12 protein-coding genes are annotated in these 16,902 nt (G+C 68.3%); 1 reads left to right on the forward strand and 11 read right to left on the reverse strand.

Going from position 1 to position 16,902, the window contains the following annotated elements:
- Positions 1 to 58: 58 nt before the first annotated feature.
- On the reverse strand, positions 59 to 961 hold the full coding sequence (gene pdxS, locus NV1_RS13305) for a pyridoxal 5'-phosphate synthase lyase subunit PdxS (RefSeq protein WP_174557436.1): 903 nt from the start codon (positions 959 to 961) through the stop codon (positions 59 to 61).
- A gap of 481 nt (positions 962 to 1,442) precedes the next feature.
- Between pdxS and NV1_RS42105 the strand changes: the two genes are divergently transcribed.
- Positions 1,443 to 2,504 carry an MspA family porin gene (locus NV1_RS42105; protein ID WP_084525339.1) on the forward strand — a complete coding sequence of 354 codons (1,062 nt, stop codon included), beginning with the start codon at positions 1,443 to 1,445 and terminating at the stop codon, positions 2,502 to 2,504.
- On the opposite strand, the gene trpB is transcribed toward NV1_RS42105, so the two are convergent.
- The 10 genes from trpB to NV1_RS13370 all read right to left on the reverse strand — a co-directional run bounded on the left by trpB (position 2,480) and on the right by NV1_RS13370 (position 16,773).
- Positions 2,480 to 3,748: a tryptophan synthase subunit beta gene (trpB, locus tag NV1_RS13320; RefSeq protein WP_067890603.1), complete on the reverse strand. Its 1,269-nt coding sequence runs from the start codon at positions 3,746 to 3,748 to the stop codon at positions 2,480 to 2,482. The two genes, NV1_RS42105 and trpB, sit on opposite strands and share 25 nt — an antisense overlap.
- A gap of 149 nt (positions 3,749 to 3,897) precedes the next feature.
- On the reverse strand, positions 3,898 to 4,941 hold the full coding sequence (locus NV1_RS13325; RefSeq protein WP_067890606.1) for an NUDIX hydrolase: 1,044 nt from the start codon (positions 4,939 to 4,941) through the stop codon (positions 3,898 to 3,900).
- Positions 4,941 to 6,065: a glycosyltransferase family 4 protein gene (locus tag NV1_RS13330; protein WP_067890232.1), complete on the reverse strand. Its 1,125-nt coding sequence runs from the start codon at positions 6,063 to 6,065 to the stop codon at positions 4,941 to 4,943. The genes NV1_RS13325 and NV1_RS13330 overlap by 1 nt, the downstream gene beginning before the upstream one ends.
- Complete coding sequence (locus NV1_RS13335) at positions 6,062 to 7,078, reverse strand: phosphatidylinositol mannoside acyltransferase (protein WP_067890235.1); 1,017 nt, start codon at positions 7,076 to 7,078, stop codon at positions 6,062 to 6,064. The genes NV1_RS13330 and NV1_RS13335 overlap by 4 nt, the downstream gene beginning before the upstream one ends.
- Before the next feature lie 9 nt (positions 7,079 to 7,087).
- A complete protein-coding gene (pgsA, locus tag NV1_RS13340; protein WP_067890237.1) occupies positions 7,088 to 7,780 on the reverse strand; it encodes a phosphatidylinositol phosphate synthase in 693 nt (230 codons plus the stop codon).
- 1 nt (position 7,781) lies between these two features.
- Positions 7,782 to 8,363 (reverse strand): ATP adenylyltransferase, encoded by a 582-nt coding sequence (locus NV1_RS13345; protein WP_067890239.1) that lies wholly within the window; start codon positions 8,361 to 8,363, stop codon positions 7,782 to 7,784.
- Between the two features lie 12 nt (positions 8,364 to 8,375).
- The gene (gene thrS / locus NV1_RS13350) at positions 8,376 to 10,448 is read right to left on the reverse strand and encodes a threonine--tRNA ligase (RefSeq protein WP_067890242.1); all 2,073 of its coding nucleotides are present in this window, start codon (positions 10,446 to 10,448) and stop codon (positions 8,376 to 8,378) included.
- Between the two features lie 259 nt (positions 10,449 to 10,707).
- Complete coding sequence (locus NV1_RS13355; RefSeq protein ID WP_067890245.1) at positions 10,708 to 11,373, reverse strand: (2Fe-2S)-binding protein; 666 nt, start codon at positions 11,371 to 11,373, stop codon at positions 10,708 to 10,710.
- A gap of 711 nt (positions 11,374 to 12,084) precedes the next feature.
- Positions 12,085 to 14,316, reverse strand: coding sequence for a SulP family inorganic anion transporter (locus NV1_RS13365; RefSeq protein WP_067890609.1), 2,232 nt, complete (start codon positions 14,314 to 14,316; stop codon positions 12,085 to 12,087).
- Between the two features lie 225 nt (positions 14,317 to 14,541).
- Positions 14,542 to 16,773 (reverse strand): SulP family inorganic anion transporter, encoded by a 2,232-nt coding sequence (locus NV1_RS13370; protein WP_067890249.1) that lies wholly within the window; start codon positions 16,771 to 16,773, stop codon positions 14,542 to 14,544.
- Positions 16,774 to 16,902: the final 129 nt, after the last annotated feature.

Here is a 16,902-nt window from a genome sequence, read left to right on the forward strand (position 1 = left end):
CGAAAAAGCCCCGGCCCGCAGGGGCCGGGGCGCAGGGCAGAACCTGGTCGGATCGGAATTACCAGCCGCGCTCGGCGAGGCGGTGCGGCTCGGGGATCTCTTCGACGTTGATACCGACCATGGCCTCGCCCAGACCGCGCGAGATCTTGGCCAGCACATCCGGATCGTCGTGGAAGGTGGTGGCCTTGACGATGGCCGCCGCGCGCTGGGCCGGATCACCCGACTTGAAGATGCCCGAGCCGACGAACACGCCCTCGGCGCCGAGCTGCATCATCATCGCGGCGTCGGCGGGCGTGGCGATACCGCCCGCGGTGAACAGCACCACCGGCAGCTTGCCGGTCTCGGCGATCTCGCGAACCAGCTCATAGGGGGCCTGCAACTCCTTGGCCGCCACGTACAGCTCGTCCTCGGGCAGCGCGCTCAGCCGCCGGATCTCGCCGCGGATCTTGCGCATATGGGTGGTGGCATTGGACACATCGCCCGTCCCGGCCTCGCCCTTGGAGCGAATCATGGCCGCGCCCTCGGTAATTCGCCGCAGCGCCTCGCCGAGGTTGGTCGCGCCGCATACGAACGGGACGGTGAAGTTCCACTTGTCGATGTGGTGCGAGTAGTCCGCGGGAGTCAGCACCTCGGACTCGTCGACGTAGTCCACTCCGAGGCTCTGCAGGATCTGCGCCTCCACGAAATGACCGATTCGCGCCTTGGCCATCACCGGGATCGAGACCGCGTTGATGATGCCGTCGATCATGTCCGGATCGCTCATCCGGGACACCCCGCCCTGAGCGCGGATATCGGCGGGAACCCGCTCGAGCGCCATCACGGCCACCGCACCGGCGTCCTCGGCGATCTTGGCCTGCTCGGGCGTGACCACGTCCATGATCACCCCGCCCTTGAGCATCTCGGCCATACCGCGCTTCACGCGGGCGGTACCGGTCGTCGGGGCGGTTTCGGGCGTCGTCACGGCTAACTCCTGTGTGATGGGCGAACTCGGATCGTTCATGATCGAACGACACGATTCTAGGCGGCCCGATCAGGCCACTTCATAGCCAGTCGGAGACCACTGGACTGCCAACCCGATCTCCGGACGCCGGATACCGCTACCGCGCCGCTATGCGATCACCCCGCCGGATCGATCACCAGCAGCGTCGCCCAGTAGGTCGCGGCCTCCTCGCCGATGTACGGCACCAGGAAATCATGCAGCAGATAGGACATGGTCACGGTATTCACCTCCACACATCCGATTCACCGTGTGTGCCGACGGCAAACCGCGCCTCGACCCTATCTGAAGATGAGACATCTCACAGTGATTCACTCTGGCACGCCCGGCCAGTCCACCACCAGGGTTTTTGCGCTCCAGTCACCTATGATCCGTGCTGATAGCAGCACCTCGCTCTCCGAAAGTTCGTAGCTCTGCACGTCCGCTTCGAGAACAGGATCCCGCTATGCGACGCTCGTTCACCCTGGCCGCGGCAAGTGTGCTGGCGATCGACCTGTGGGCCAGTGCCGCCTGGCTCGGAAACGCGCAGCCCACCAGCACCGACGCCAATGGATCGGGTGTACATCTGCATGCCTCCGTCGATCACATCGGGGTGAACGCGCCGGGCAATCGGACCCCGACGTACCTCATGGCGTTCTCGCACGCCAGCCAGGTGAACGGTAACTACTCGGTGGCGATCACCGGTGTGCCGATCATCTCCGGCACTGCGGTCGCGGGATTTCTGCTGGGGTGCGGTATCAGCACGGCCGGCGGCGTCACGGTGGGCATCGAGCCGCAGCAGGCCGTGACCGGCGGCATCTCCCCGAGCCTCACGATCAACACCCCCTCCTCCGTGAGTCCTGTAAGCGCCCCGGGCGTCGGGAACGGCCCAGTCGGCACCAGCGCACCACTCGCCACCGGCGCACCACTCGCCACCAGCCCAGCACCCACAACGAGCCCGGCGCCCACCACGAGCCCAGCACCCACCACGAGCCCGGCGCCCACTACCGGCTCCGCACCCACCACCAGCCCGGCCACCAGCAACGTCGCACCAGCGGCCACCAGTACACCAGCCGGCACACCAGCGGCCACCAGCACACCAGCCGGCACACCTGCGGCCACGACGGCACCACCCACCACGACCACGACACCACCCACCACCACGACACCACCGCCGACCACCACGACATCACCACCCACCACCACGACGACAACACCCACCACCACGACACCCAGCCAAAGCTCCTCGGGCAGTGTGGGCATCTCGCCGAACGTCGGCGGCGCGCTCGGCGTGCAAGAGGTCTTGTCCGCGACCATCGGACCCGGCCAGGTCACCACGGTGACCACGGCGACCGCCACCCTGGACGACAAGACCCGGTTCCCCTACCACCTGACCTTCGCCAACGCCGCCCTCAACGTCTCGCAATGCGCCTCACCCGTCGAAGCGGTCCCGTTCGTCACCACCGCGGTCGCCACGCCACAGGGCACCGTGCAGACCACCGCCTACGGCAACAAGTTCACCTTCTGAAGACCCGATTCGAGGGCGTCCAGGCCGTCCGCGGCGATGTGCAGGTCCTTGTCACCGCGGCCGGACAGGCACACCAGGACCACCGAATCCGGCGGCAGCTCGCCGCGCTCGGCCACGTCCAGCAGATAGCCGAGGGCGTGCGCGGATTCCAGGGCGGGCAGGATCCCCTCGGTACGGCTCAGCGTGCGCAGAGCGACCAGGGCCTGCGCGTCGGTGGCCGTACCGAACACGGCCCGGCCGGCATCCTCGAGGTGGCTCAGCTCGGGGCCGACGCCGGGATAGTCCAAACCCGCGGCGATGCTGTGGGTGCGGCTGATCTGGCCGTCCTCGTCCTGCAGCAGATAGCTGTACGAGCCGTCGACCTCGCCGGGACGGCCGAAATTCAACGTCGCCGCATGCTCGTTCCCGCCGCGTCCGGCGGCCTCGACTCCGATCAGCCGCACACCCGGATCGTCCACGAACGGATGGAACATCCCGACCGCGTTACTTCCGCCGCCGACGCAGGCCAGCACGTAATCCGGCAGTCGCCCTTCGGATTCCAGGATCTGCGCACGCGATTCCCGGCCGATCACCGTCTGGAATTCGCGCACGATCCACGGATAGGGCGCGGGCCCGGCCGCGGTGCCGAACACGTAGTGACTGGTGTCCAGATTCGCCACCCAGTCACGCACCGATTCGCTGACCGCGTCCTTGAGCCCCCGGCCGCCGACGCACACCGCGCGAACCTCGGCGCCGAGCAATCGCATGCGCACGACGTTCGACTCCTGTCGTGCCATATCGTCAGCGCCCATGTAGACCACGCAGCTCAGACCCAGCATCGCGGACACGGTTGCCACCGCGACGCCGTGCTGCCCGGCCCCGGTCTCGGCAATGATCCGGCGTTTGCCCATCCGCCGGGCCAGCAGCGCCTGCCCGATCGCGTTGTTGATCTTGTGCGCGCCGGTGTGCGCCATATCCTCACGCTTGAGGTAGACCCGCGCACCGGACGCCCGCAACGCCCCGGCGAACCGCGGAACCCGGTGCAGCAGAGTCGGTCTCCCCACCCGATCGCGCAGCAACTCGTCGAGTTCGCCGATGAAGCCCTGATCGTTTCTCGCGGCCAGATAGGTGCGTTCCAGCTCGAGCAAGGCGGCCATCAGACCTTCGGGAACATACCGCCCGCCGTACCGCCCGAACCGGCCGTGCTCGTCCGGCAACACTCCACTCGCCCGACGGCCCCGTGCAATATCGTGGTCAATCACCATGTCCACCGAGAACTCTCACTACCCACACGATCCGACTGCCACACAGTCTCCTGCGGACGTGAGCGCGAACATAATGTGTATCACCACGGCTGGTTAACACTCCGTGAGCAGTTGCCTACGGTCAGTGGGCGAATGCCGGCCGCCGACGGCTAGCGGATGGAGCGGACCTCGGGATCGGTGATGGCCGAGCAGGCGGCGACCGCTTCGGGCAGCAGCTGATCCAGGTGATAGGGGTACACCGCCTCGCCTTGCCGATCCAGTTCGGCGATGTCCTCGGGCGTGCACCACTTGTCGTCGGTCACGCAGTGTCGTTCCCAGGTCGTGGGATCGGCCGCCATGGGGGCGAAATTCTTGGCGCGAGCGACGAAGAACAACTCCTCGGAGCGGATCAACTCACCGTCGAACGGAAACACCGCCACCCGCCGCCACAGCGGACCGCGCAGCAGCGAGGAGTCCAGCGCGAATCCGGTCTCCTCCCACAGCTCCCGCACCGCCGCGGTGCGCAGGGTCTCCCCCGGCTCGATTCCGCCGCCGACGGTGAACCAGAACGGCATATCCGGCGTTCTCGGGTCGTGGCCGCGCAGCAGCAGCACCCGATCCTGTTCGTCCAGCAGGATCACCCGCGCGGAGGTGCGCACGGTGTCCACGTCCAGGCCGGTGGTCGCCGCGGGCGTGACGCGCTCGGCGATCTCGAAATAGGTCGGCAGCGGCGCGGTACCGCCCAGATGCAGCAGCCGCACCGGACGGCGGGTGCGCAGGGCCAGGGTGTCGCGTACCGCGTCGTTGTGGAAACGTCGCGCGATCAGTACCCGCGCCTCGGCATCGGCCAGTTCGGCCACCAGTTGCGGGCGTAGCTGGGTGATGTCCAGCGCCGACAGTGCCGCGGCGAGCTGATTCTCCGTGGTCTCGCGGCTGCGCCAGTCGGCGCGCTCCGCTCGATCCGCCAGGGCGACAAGGCGTTTGGACCGTTCGGCCACCGCCGGATCCGCCACGGGTCCGGCCATCGAAATCGCCACGGTCCGGGCCACCACCGCGCGCCGGGACAGCGCCGCCTCGAGCGCGTCACGCGCCTGATCGCTTCGCACGTGTAGCCGGTCCAGGCGATTGGCCGTGGAGTACGCCCACACACCCGCCGCGACGATCAACGCCGCGATCAGCGCGAGGACGAGAATCGTGGTGGCGGAGAAAGTGATCATCCGGCGGTCCTGACTCGGGCGTCACCGACCGTGACCGTTTCGTACACCCGTAGAATCTGTTCGGCCACGACCGGCCAATCATATTCCCCCACGACCTGATTCGCCGCCCGGATCAGCTCCTGCCGACGCGCCCGATCACCGAGCAGCTCGTTCAGCGCGTCCGCCAGGGCCGCCGAATCACCAACCGGGACCAGCCTTCCCGCGACACCGTCGCGCAGCACCCGCCGGAAGGCGTCCAATTCGCTTGCCACGACGGCGGTTCCAGCTGCCATCGCCTCCACCAGCACGATGCCGAAGCTCTCACCACCGAGATTCGGCGCGCAGTACACGTCCGCACTGCGCATCGCCGAGGCCTTGTCCTCGTCGGAGACCTGACCGAGGAACCGCAGATGTGACGCATGTGCACCGGCCTCGCGCCGAAGTCTCTCCTCGTCGCCGCGACCGACGATCAGGATCTGTACCCCCGGATGCCGCCGCACCAACGCGGGCAGCGCACCCAGCAGTACCGCCATCCCCTTGCGCGGTTCGTCGTAGCGGCCCAGGAACAGTACGGTCCCACCCTCGCGCGGATAACCGCCGAGCAGCGGCGCGTGCGCGAACGCGGGCACGTCCACCCCGTTGGGGATCTCCACCGCGTCCCCGCCCAGCGCCTCCACCTGCCAGCGGCGGGCGAGCTCCGACACCGCGATCCGACCGCTGATCTTCTCGTGATACGGCCGCAGCACGCCCTGAAAAGTGCTCAGCACAAGGGATTTCGTGGTCGACGTGTGGAAGGTCGCCACGATCGGGCCCTCGGCGACCTTCAACGCCAACATCGACAGACTCGGCGCATTGGGCTCATGGATGTGCAGCACGTCGAAATCGCCCTCGGCGATCCAGCGGCGCAACCGGCTGTATGCGGTCGGCCCGAAGGACAGCCGCGCCACCGAACCGTTGTAGGGAATCGCCACCGCCTTACCGGCCGAGACCACGAAATCGGGCAGCGCGGTGTCCTCGGAGGCCGGGGCGAGCACACTGACCCGGTGCCCGCGTTCGATCAGCACCTGCGCCAACTCCACGACATGCGACTGCACCCCGCCCGGTACGTCGAACGAGTACGGGCAGACCATGCCGATCCTCATGACCCACCGTCGCTGGGCACCGCGTCCTCCGCCGCACGATCCTGCCTGTGCCGCACCGGATTCACGGTACGTCCGGCCTGCGCCGCGACGATGCGGGACAACCGGGCCTCGGAAAGGTCGGCCTCCCACAGCGGCTGGAGCATATGCCAGTCGGCGGGATGCTCGGCGATATTGGCCGCGAACCGATCCGCCAGTGCCTGGGTGGCCACCGCGACGCCGCCCGAGGTGTCCAGTGCCGTTTCGGTTTTCATGCCCCACGACTCGCGGCCGGACTCGTCGGTGGTGAACCAGCAGTGCACCGGGATCAGGGCCGCCCCCGTCTCGATGGCGAGCTTGGCCGCGCCCGCGGGCAGCCAGGTGCGTTCGCCGAACATGGTCACCGGAACCCCCTTGCCGGTAAGGTCGCGCTCGCCCATCAGGCACACCACCCCGTTGTGCCGCAGGCGATCCGCGAGCTGCGCGAACGGCGGCTGCTCACCTCCGGTGAGCGGGAACACCTCGAACCCGAGGCTCTCCCGGTACGCCATGAAACGCTCGAACAGGGCCTCCGGTTCGAGCCGCTCGGCCACCGTGGCGAAGGTGCCGTTGTTCTGCACCAGCCACACCCCGGCCATATCCCAGTTACCCGAATGCGGGAGCGCGAGCACCACACCGCGACCGCGGGCCAGCGCCTCGTGCAGATTCTCCACCTGCTCGACAGCCAGCGACCCCAGAGCCGCATGATCCATGCTCGGCAAGCGGAACGCCTCGCGCCAGTACCGGGCGTACGAACGCATGCTCGCGCGGATCAACTCGTCGGGGACCGCGGCCGGGGCCACGCCGAGAACCCGGGCCAGGTTGCGGCGCAACTGGTCCGGGTCGCCGGTGCGGTGTGCGGCCCGGTTCGCGCGGTTGCCCGCCCAGTTGCCGCCGCGGTCGAACCACCGCCGCGCCGCGCCCTCGGGAAGGGCCCGCACCAGTCGCCATCCGGCCGCGTACGCCTTGTCGGTGAGTGCGGACTTCAGATCCGTCATGCCGACCCCCTATTTCGCCGGGCCGGGCTCGGCCCCGCCCGGCTGCGATTCACCGGCGCTTCCGGGCGCGAGCAGATCGCGCGCACCCGCGGAATTGCGCACCGCCAGCACCCGCTGGAACACCGTGACCACGCTCAGCACCGCCAAAACGTACATCGCGAGGTACACCGCGTAGACCAGCCAGCCGATGCCGAAATACTGCCCGATTCCGGTGAATCCGGCCCCGACCAGCACGATCACCAGCCGGTCCGGCCGCTCGATGAGGCCGCCGTCGGCAGTGAGCCCACTGGCCTCGGCCCGGGCCTTGACGTAGGAGATGACCTGTGAGGTGACCAGCACCACGAGCGTCGCCGCGAACAGCTGCTTGCTGTGCTGGTTGTACACCGACCACCAGGCCAGCGCGCCGAAGATCGCCCCGTCTGCCACCCGGTCACACGAGGCATCCAGGACCGCGCCGTATTTCGTGCCGCCGCCCCGGGCGCGGGCCATCGCCCCGTCGAGCATGTCGAACATGACGAACAGCCAGATCACCATCGTGCCCCAGAACAGGTGATCCAGCGGGAAGAGCGTCACCGCGGCGATGATCGATGCCGCGGTGCCGATCAACGTCATGGCATCGGGCGTGAGCCCGGTACTCACCAGCGCTTTGCCCAGCGGCGCAGTCGCTTTGGCGAACGTCTCACGACCGAAGAAGCTCAGCACGCTACGAGTCTTCCTTCCATGCGCCCGCCAGCAGGGCCCGGGTCTCCCGCAACAACTGCGGCATCACCTTCACCCCGCCGACAACGGTGATGAAATTGGCGTCCCCACCCCAGCGGGGCACGATGTGCTGATGCAGGTGGTCCGCGAGCGACCCGCCCGCGACACCACCCAGATTCAGCCCGACGTTGAAGCCCTCGGGCCGGGACACTTTCTTCATCACCCGGATCGCCTGCTGTGTGAAGGCCATCAGCTCGGTGCTCTCCTCCAGGGTAAGCGCCTCGAGATCGGCCACCCGCCGGTACGGCACGACCATCATGTGGCCGGGATTGTAGGGATACAGGTTCAACACCGCGTAAACCCATTCACCACGGGCGATGACCAAACCGTCCTCATCGGACATCTTGGGGATCTCGATGAACGGATGCCCGGGCGCGGGCCGCTCGCCCGGCGCTTCGGTCTCGCGCTCACGCGCCTCGCGATCCCCGACCGCGCCGGTGATGTAGGACATCCGATAGGGCGTCCACAGCCGCTGCAGGCGGTCGGGGTCGCCCGCGCCCGTATCCACGATCTGTTCCGAATCCATGTTGAGGCCTCGTCACGCCTCGCCGGTTCGGATCTCGAAACCGTCCGCGGTGGGTGAGGCGTTCTCCCGGCGTTCGATCCAGTCGACGACGGTGGCCACCGCATCGGCCACCGGTACGCCGTTCACCTGGGTTCCGTCGCGGAATCGGAAGCTCACCGCGCCGGCGGCGACATCCCGCTCACCTGCCAACAGCATGAACGGCACCTTCTGCGCGGTGTTGTTGAAGATCTTCTTCTGCATCCGGTCGTCACTGCGGTCGACCTGAGCGCGCACGCCGTGGTCGTGCAACAGCTCGATCACCCGATCCAGGTGCGGCGCAAAGGTTTCCGCCACCGGAATGCCGACGGCCTGCACGGGTGAGAGCCATGCGGGGAACGCGCCGGCGTAGTGCTCGGTCAGCACGCCGAAGAAGCGCTCGATGGAGCCGAACAGCGCGCGGTGGATCATGACCGGGCGCTGCTTGCTGCCGTCGGAGGCGGTGTACTCCAGGTTGAACCGCTCGGGCAGGTTGAAATCGAGCTGGATGGTCGACATCTGCCAGGTGCGGCCCAGCGCGTCCTTGGTCTGCACCGAGATCTTCGGACCGTAGAACGCCGCGCCGCCCGGATCGGGCACCAACTCCAAGCCCGAGGCCCCGGCGACCTTCTCCAGAGTTTCGGTGGCCTCCTCCCAGATTTCGTCGGAGCCGACGAACTTCTGCGGGTCCTTGGTGGACAACTCCAGGTAGAAGTCGTCCAGGCCGTAGTCCTTCAGCAGGGAGAGCACGAAGTTCAGCGTGCTGGTCAGCTCCGCGTGCATCTGCTCCTTCGTGCAGTAGATGTGCGCGTCGTCCTGGGTCATACCGCGAACCCGGGTCAGGCCGTGGACCACACCGGACTTCTCGTACCGGTACACCGAGCCGAATTCGAACAGCCGCAGCGGCAGCTCGCGATAGGACCTGCCGCGCGCCCGGAAGATCAGATTGTGCATCGGGCAGTTCATCGGCTTGACGTAGTAGTCCTGGCCCGGCTTGCGGACGCTGCCGTCCTCGTTGTATTCCGCGTCCAGATGCATGGCCGGGAACATGCCGTCCCGGTACCAGTCCAGGTGGCCGGAGACCTCGAACAGATGTCCCTTGGTGATGTGCGGGGTGTTCACGAACTCGTAGCCCGCGGCGATGTGCCGCTGGCGCGAGTACTCCTCGAGCTCCTTGCGGATGATGCCGCCCTTGGGGTGGAACACCGGCAGGCCCGACCCCAGTTCGTCCGGGAACGAGAACAGGTCCAGTTCCAGGCCGAGTTTGCGGTGGTCGCGCTTCTCCGCCTCCGCGAGCAGCGCGAGGTGGGCGTCCAGTGCCTCCTGCGATTCCCATGCGGTGCCGTAGACGCGCTGGAGATCCTCGCGGGATTGATCACCCCGCCAGTAGGCCGCCGAGGAACGGGTCAGCTTGAACGCGGGAATGAATTTGGTGGTCGGGATGTGCGGGCCCCGGCACAGATCTCCCCAGACCTTCTCGCCGGTGCGCGGGTCCAGGTTGTCGTAGATGGTCAGCTCGTTCTTTCCCAGACCACTGCCGCCGACCTCCATAATTTCCGGATCGTCGATCCCGGACTTGTCGCTGATCAACTCCAGCTTGAACGGCTCGGCGGCGAGTTCGACGCGGGCGTCCTCGACCTCCACCACGCGCCGCGAAAACCGCTGCGCGCCTTTGACGATCTTCTTCATCCGCGATTCCAGCTTGGCCAGATCCTCGGGGGTGAAGGGGCGATCGACCTGGAAGTCGTAGTAGAAGCCGTCCTTGATCGGCGGGCCGATGCCGAGCTTGGCCTCCGGGAACTCCTGTTGCACGGCCTGGGCCAGCACGTGCGCGGCCGAATGCCGGATGACGCTGCGGCCGTCCTCGGTATCGGCGGCGACAGGCCGCACCTCGACGTCCTCGTCCGGAGTCCAGGACAGATCCTTGAGGTTGCCCTCTGGGTCGCGCACGACCACGATCGTGTCGGGCCCCTTCGTCGGCAGACCCGCCTCGCGCACCGCGGCGCCCGCCGTCGTCCCGGCCGGCACCCGAACGAGGGCGGCTGGGGTTATGCGGGCTGAGATGGTCACGGCTGCGCTCTCCTTGGCGTCGTCGTCGCGGGCGGTCGCCCGCGCAGTGTCGGTTGCGGGGAATTCCCGCGAGTGGACCCGAGTCCAGCCGGTACGCGGTTGCGGCCCGGCGCGACCATGCTATCGGGAGCCCGCGGTGCACGCGCCGATGGACCGGCCCTCTCGTCCCGGATCGCGCGCGGGCGCGCCCCCAGCCGCGTGCGGGCAGTGTGCCGAGCCGGGTGCGGCAGGTGCGCTCAGCCGCGTGCGGCAAGTGCGCTCAGCCGCCTGCGGCAAGTGCGCTCAGCAGTTCGTGTCGTTCGTCGGCGGGCCGCTTGGGACAGCTGGTGCACATCTGGCAGTTGGGCACCTCGAATACCAGGCAGCACGAAATTCGCCGGACGAACGTCCGCTCGCCGATGTCGGTGAAACGCGGAACGGGCAGGCGCCCCGCGACCTGGCGAGCCAGCCTGGCCCCGGCCTCGGCATCGCCCGCGTCGATGGCCCGATTGCCGATGGCGTCGGCGACGATCGCCCACAGCGAGGCCACGCCGGCGCCGGATACCTCGGCAACCACCGGGATGATGCGCGCCAACGTCTCCCGCAGGTTCCGCCCCGGATCCTCGGCAGGCACGGAAGCGACCGCCTCGCTCGCCGCCGGACCCGCCGGCAGCGCGGCCCGGAACACCCGCTCGATCCCGCCGTCCGGACGGACCTCACACAGCAGATGTTCCAGCACCGTATCCGGCACGGGCAGCCCGGACGCATACGCGGCCACGACCGGATCGATCAGCGAGGATGCGGCCATACACCACCACAGCGTGCCGGAGACCCGCGTATCGCCGGTGCCCCATGAGATCCCCATATCGGAGATCCGCTCGGCCAGCCATTCCGCGCGCGTCAGCACGATGCCGGGCACCACTGTCCCCGCCGAAACCGCAACCATGTCCGTTCGACTCCGATCCACCGAATATTCCACTTACCACTCTGGCACGCACGCGAACCCGGGGCGACGAGAGATCGGGCCGGGCGCGGGACCATCGATCCGGCCGCTCGCCGCATCCGGCCGACGCCGCACGCTGCACTGCGTCGCAGAACCGCGCCAAGCCTAGGCCCCGCGACACGCGCTGCCCCGCAGGCACGCTCGAAGCGCGTGCCTGCGGTCCGGCACGGCCGGTTCCGCCGGGCCATGACCGGCACCAGTCCATCTCCGGGCGACCACCGGCACCACACGGTGACGAGACCAACGCTCGAGAAATGATCGACACGAACGCCCGATGTGGACGGCGACTCATACCAGGAGACGGGCCTCGGGGCCGGATCGCGCGACGACGCGACGGTGGGCCCCGCACTCGCGAGCGCGGGCGATCACCGCTCGGCAACTACCGGAACAGATCACCAGCGCGCCACACATCCTCGAATCCGTCTGCGGCGCAGAGTCGTCCAACACGCCGGACATTCGGGCACCGCCCGGCAACCGCGGGAACCGAGCGGATCAACGGCGCGCCACGACGTTTTCGAACCCGTCTGCGGCGCAGGGTGTCCCACGCACCAGACCTTCGATCGCCGCCCGGTGGACACCGCATCGGCAGCGTGACCGGCGGGTGCGTCGTCTTCGAATCCGCTTGGGACACACGATGTCCGGCGTGCCGAACGTTCAGTCCCGTCCGGCGATTCCGACGCGATCGGCATCGGTGATCTCCGCGATTCCGGTCGTCGTGACCGACAGGACCCGGGCGGTGGCGATGTCGAAGTACAGACCCGACACCAGCAGGTCACGGTCTCGCACGGCACGGCTCACCAGCGGATGAGCGGCCAGGGTTTCCAGCTGCACCGCGACGTTCACCATGCTCAACTGTGCCGTCTCGTCATATCCGGCCGCGGCCGCCGCGGCGGCGACCGGATGTCCGGCCCGGTAGCGGTCCAGGCTCGGATCGGCGTGGGCGAGCCAGTCGCTCAGGCCGCCGCCGCGGACCGCATCGTCGCGCAGGAGGGCCTGCATCGCACCGCAGCCGGAATGTCCGCACACCACGACGGCCCGCACCCCCAGGTTGTCCACCGCGAACTCCAGCGCGGCCTCGACGGATGTGTCCGCGCCGTCGGCGGGGACCAGATTCCCGACATTGCGCACGGTGAACAGGTCCCCAGGACCGCTGTGCGTGATCACGTTCGGCACGATGCGCGAATCGGAGCAGGTCAGGAACAGCGAATCGGGGTCCTGCCCGTCGCGCAGCTCGTCCAGATGCGGACGCACCACGTGGGCGTGGGCACGGTGGTAGGCCGCCACCCCGGCCATGATGGCGTGCGCACCGCGATCGCGCCAGGGTGCGAGCACCTCCTCCAGTGGTCCGCGGGCCTTGCCCCGGCGCGGCGGGCCGTCCAGTACCCGGTCCATTCGCGCGGTGCCGATTTCCGCGAATTCGACCGTGCCGCCGTTGCTTTCGTGCTGGCGAGCCCAGTCCTGCAGCGCCTCGCAGGCGGCGTGGTCCAGGAAATCCACACTCAGCTCGACGATGACCTCCGCGCCCGCGGGCACCTTCGCCAGTGTCGAGGACAGTTTCGGCAGAGCCAGGAATGTGCAGGTGCCGTCGACGCCGACCAGCCACCGGCCGCTGTCGCCGAGCGGCGCGGCGTGCGCGCTCACCCGCACCACGCGCCACAGCAGCAGCACGAACGCCAGCGCGAGACCGATCAGCACACCCTCGAGCAGGTTGGCGAATACGACCGCCAGCATCGTCACCGCGTACACGGCCAGATCACCGGTGCGCCGGGCGAGCCGGATATGACCCACTTTGACCAATTGCACACCCACCACGATCAGCAGCCCGGCAAGCGCCGATTTCGGGATCTGCTCGACCACGCCGACCAGCGCGACCGAGAAGATCAGCAGCCACACGCCGTGCATGATCGACGAGGCCCGGGAGCGGGCTCCGGACCGCACATTCGTCGCGCTGCGCACGATCACGCCGGTGACCGGGAGGCCGCCCAGCAGGCCCGAGAGCAGATTCGCCGACCCCTGCCCGATCAGCTCGCGATCGTAGTCCGTCCGCGGGCCCGTATGCATCTTGTCCGTGGCCACCGCCGACAGCAGGCTCTCGACGCTGGCGATCAGCGCGATCGTCAGCACCATCATCGCCACGGCCGCCCAGTCACCGTGCGGGAGGTCCGGCAGGCCGATGGCGTCGAACAAGGAGCCGTCGATGGCCAGGCGCGCGGGATCGCCCGGAATCACCAGGGACAGCAGGGTTCCCACGACGACCGCGACCAGCGGGCCCGGAATCATCCGGAGACGCTGGGGCACCCAGCGCCAGGCGAGCATGATCGCGATGACGACGAGGCCGACCGCGAAGTCGTCGCCTTGCAGATTCAGCAGCTGTGCGGGCAGTTCGCGGATGTTCTCCGCGGCCGCGCTGTGCGAGGCGCCGCCGAGCAGCACGTGTACCTGTTGCAGAGCGATCGTGACGCCGATCCCGGCCAGCATCGCGTGCACGACGACGGGCGCGATGGCCAGCGCCGCGCGAGCGATCCGGCTCAGGCCGAAGACGATCTGCAGCAGGCCGGCCGCCATGCCCATGAAACAGGTTGTCTTCCAGCCGAATTGGGTGATGCTCTCGGCCACGACCACGGTCAGTCCGGCGGCCGGTCCGCTGACCTGCAACGGCGCTCCGCCCAGCACACCGACCACGATGCCGCCGACCACCGCGGCGATCAGGCCGGCGGCGATCGGGGCCCCGGAGGCGACGGCGATGCCGAGCGAAAGCGGCAGGGCGACAAGGAATACCACGATCGAGGAAGGCAGATCGTGACGGATCAGGGCAGCGAGGCGCTCCGACCGGAAGGGGCCGGGTGGCGCGGAAGATCGTTGGGGCACTTCGATGGTGGTGGACATCATTCTCCTTCACCAGGCGTGTTCTCCGGGCATCCCAGTGCGCGCTGCGGACGCCGTTGTCGACAGGTCGCCGGAAGTGAAGTCAGACTAAGATTAAAGTCTTAGTAAAGACTGAGAAAAGCAATTCCACCGTGTTAACTCTTGCGCACACACCGCCCCGGATGCCCCACTCCGGGGCGGCGCCCGATCCGCCACCCGACGTCGCCCTACGGCCGGGCGCCCCTGTCAGACCCGCACGCTGACCGGCTCACGGACGTCGAGGTCGATATGCGTTGCGGCATCGCCGAATTCGGCGATGCCCTCGGCGGTGACCTCGATGACGCGGGCGGTGGGGATATCGAAGAACAGCCCGGACAGCACCACTCCCCGCTCGGCGATCGCGCGGGACACCCGCGCGTGCCGGGCCAGGATTTCCAGTTGCACCGCGACGTTCACCATGCCGAGCTGATCGATCTCGCCGAAGCCCGCAGCCGCGGCGGCCGCGGCCACCGGGTGGCCCAGCCGGAACTGTTCGAGGGCGCCGCGGCCGTGGTCCAGCCAGTCGTCGAGCCCGGACCCGGTGACGCTCTCGCGGTACAGCGCGTCCATCGCGCCGCAGCCCGAATGCCCGCACACCACCACCGACCGGACGCGGAGTTTGTCCAGCGCGTAGACGATGGCGGCCTCGACCGAGCTGTCGCGCCCACCCTCGGGGATCAGATTGCCGATATTGCGAACGGTGAACAGGTCACCGGGCCCGCTGCTGGTGAACACATTCGGGACCAGCCGGGAATCCGAGCACGTCACGAACAGCGAATCCGGGTCCTGCACATCGCGCAACGCGCCCAGGTGCGACCGCAGCACGTGCGCGTGGCCGCGGTGGTAGGCGGTGATACCGGCGGCGATCGGATCGACCAGCGGCGTGCGCCGCCACGGGCCCAGCATCTCGCTCAGCAGTCGGCGGGCATGCCCGCGAGCGGGCGGGCCGGATGCCAGATCGGCGATGCGGGTCGTCCCCATTTCCACGAATTCCACTGTTCCGCCGGTCATTTCGTGGTCGCGCGCCCATTCGTGCAAGGCATCGGAGGCGGCGTGGTCGAGAAAGTCGACGGTCATCTCCACGGTGACCGGCACGCCCGCGGGCACCCGCGCGAGTTCGCTGGTCAAGCGCGGCAGCGCCAGGAAGGTGCAGGTGCCGTCGATGGTGACCAGCCAGCGATCGGCTTCGGCGGCCGGCTCGGCCGCGACGACCACCCGCACCACCCGCCACAGCAGCAGCGCGAAGGCCAGCACGAGCCCGGTCAGCATGCCCAGCAACAGGTTCCAGAACACCACGACCAGTACGGTCACCGCGTAGACGATCAGATCGCCGCTGCGCCGGGCCAGCCGGATGTGAGCCAGTTTCACCAGTCCCATGCCGATGACGATCAGTAGCCCGGCCAGCGCGGCCTTCGGAATCTGTTGCACCACATCGACGAACGCCACCGCGAATATCAACACCCATACGCCGCTGAGCATCGTCGAGGCCCGGGTCCGCGCACCCGCGTTGACATTCGTGATGCTGCGCACGATCACCGCCGCGACCGGCAGCCCGCCCACGAGGCCCGAGACCATGTTGGCCACGCCCTGGCCGAGAAGTTCCCGGTCGAGATCGCAGCGCCGCCCCGGTCGCAACCGGGTCACCGCGACCGCGGACAGCAGTGTCTCGACGCTCGCGATCAGCGCGATCGTGATCATCGTCAGCCCCACCGCGCCCCAGCCGCCGGACGGCAGCGCGGGCAGCGAGATATCTTCGAACAGCGGGCCGCGCAACGAGATTCGCGCGATGCTGGTCGGCACGAATCGCGCCACGACGGTCGCGGCCACCACCGCGACCAGGGGCGCGGGCACCCGCCGGATCGCGGCCGGTAGATAACGCCACCCCAGCAGAATGGCGATCACCAGCACGCCGACCAGCGCATCGCCGCCGTGCACCGAACCCAGCTGGTGCGGCAACTGCACGATGCTGTCCCACGATGAGCTCAGCGACTGCCCGCCGAGCAGCACGTGCACCTGTTGCAGCGTGATGACGATGCCGATGCCGGCGAGCATGGCGTGCACCACGACCGGCGCGATCGCCAGCGCGCCGCGCCCGATCCGGCTGAGCCCGAACAGGATCTGCAGCACCCCGGCTCCGGCGGTGATGAAACAGGTTACCGCCCAACCGAATTGGTGGATGCTCTCGGCGACCACTACGGTGAGACTGGCCGTCGGTCCGCTGACCTGCAGCGTCGATCCGCCGCACAATCCGGCGACGAGGCCGCCGATCACGGCGGCGAGCAGCCCGGCGGCCACGGGCGCCCCCGTGGCCACGGCGACGCCGATCGATAGCGGTAAGGCGACGAGGAACACCACGATCGAGGCGGGTAAGTCGTGGCGGAACACATCGGACAGGCCTGGGAACGGTATCCGTCGGGCCGGATCGGTGTCGGTGGACATATTTCTCCTTCGCCGAACCGGGGCAACCGGATCGGTTCATCGGCCGAACATGTACTGGCATCGAGAGCAGGGCGGAACTGAAGCGGCCCGGACACCATGGTGTCGCGTAGCCACCGCGCGAAACCCCCG

The sequence above is a fragment of the Nocardia vaccinii NBRC 15922 genome (assembly GCF_001613305.1).
GTDB lineage: Bacteria > Actinomycetota > Actinomycetes > Mycobacteriales > Mycobacteriaceae > Nocardia > Nocardia vaccinii.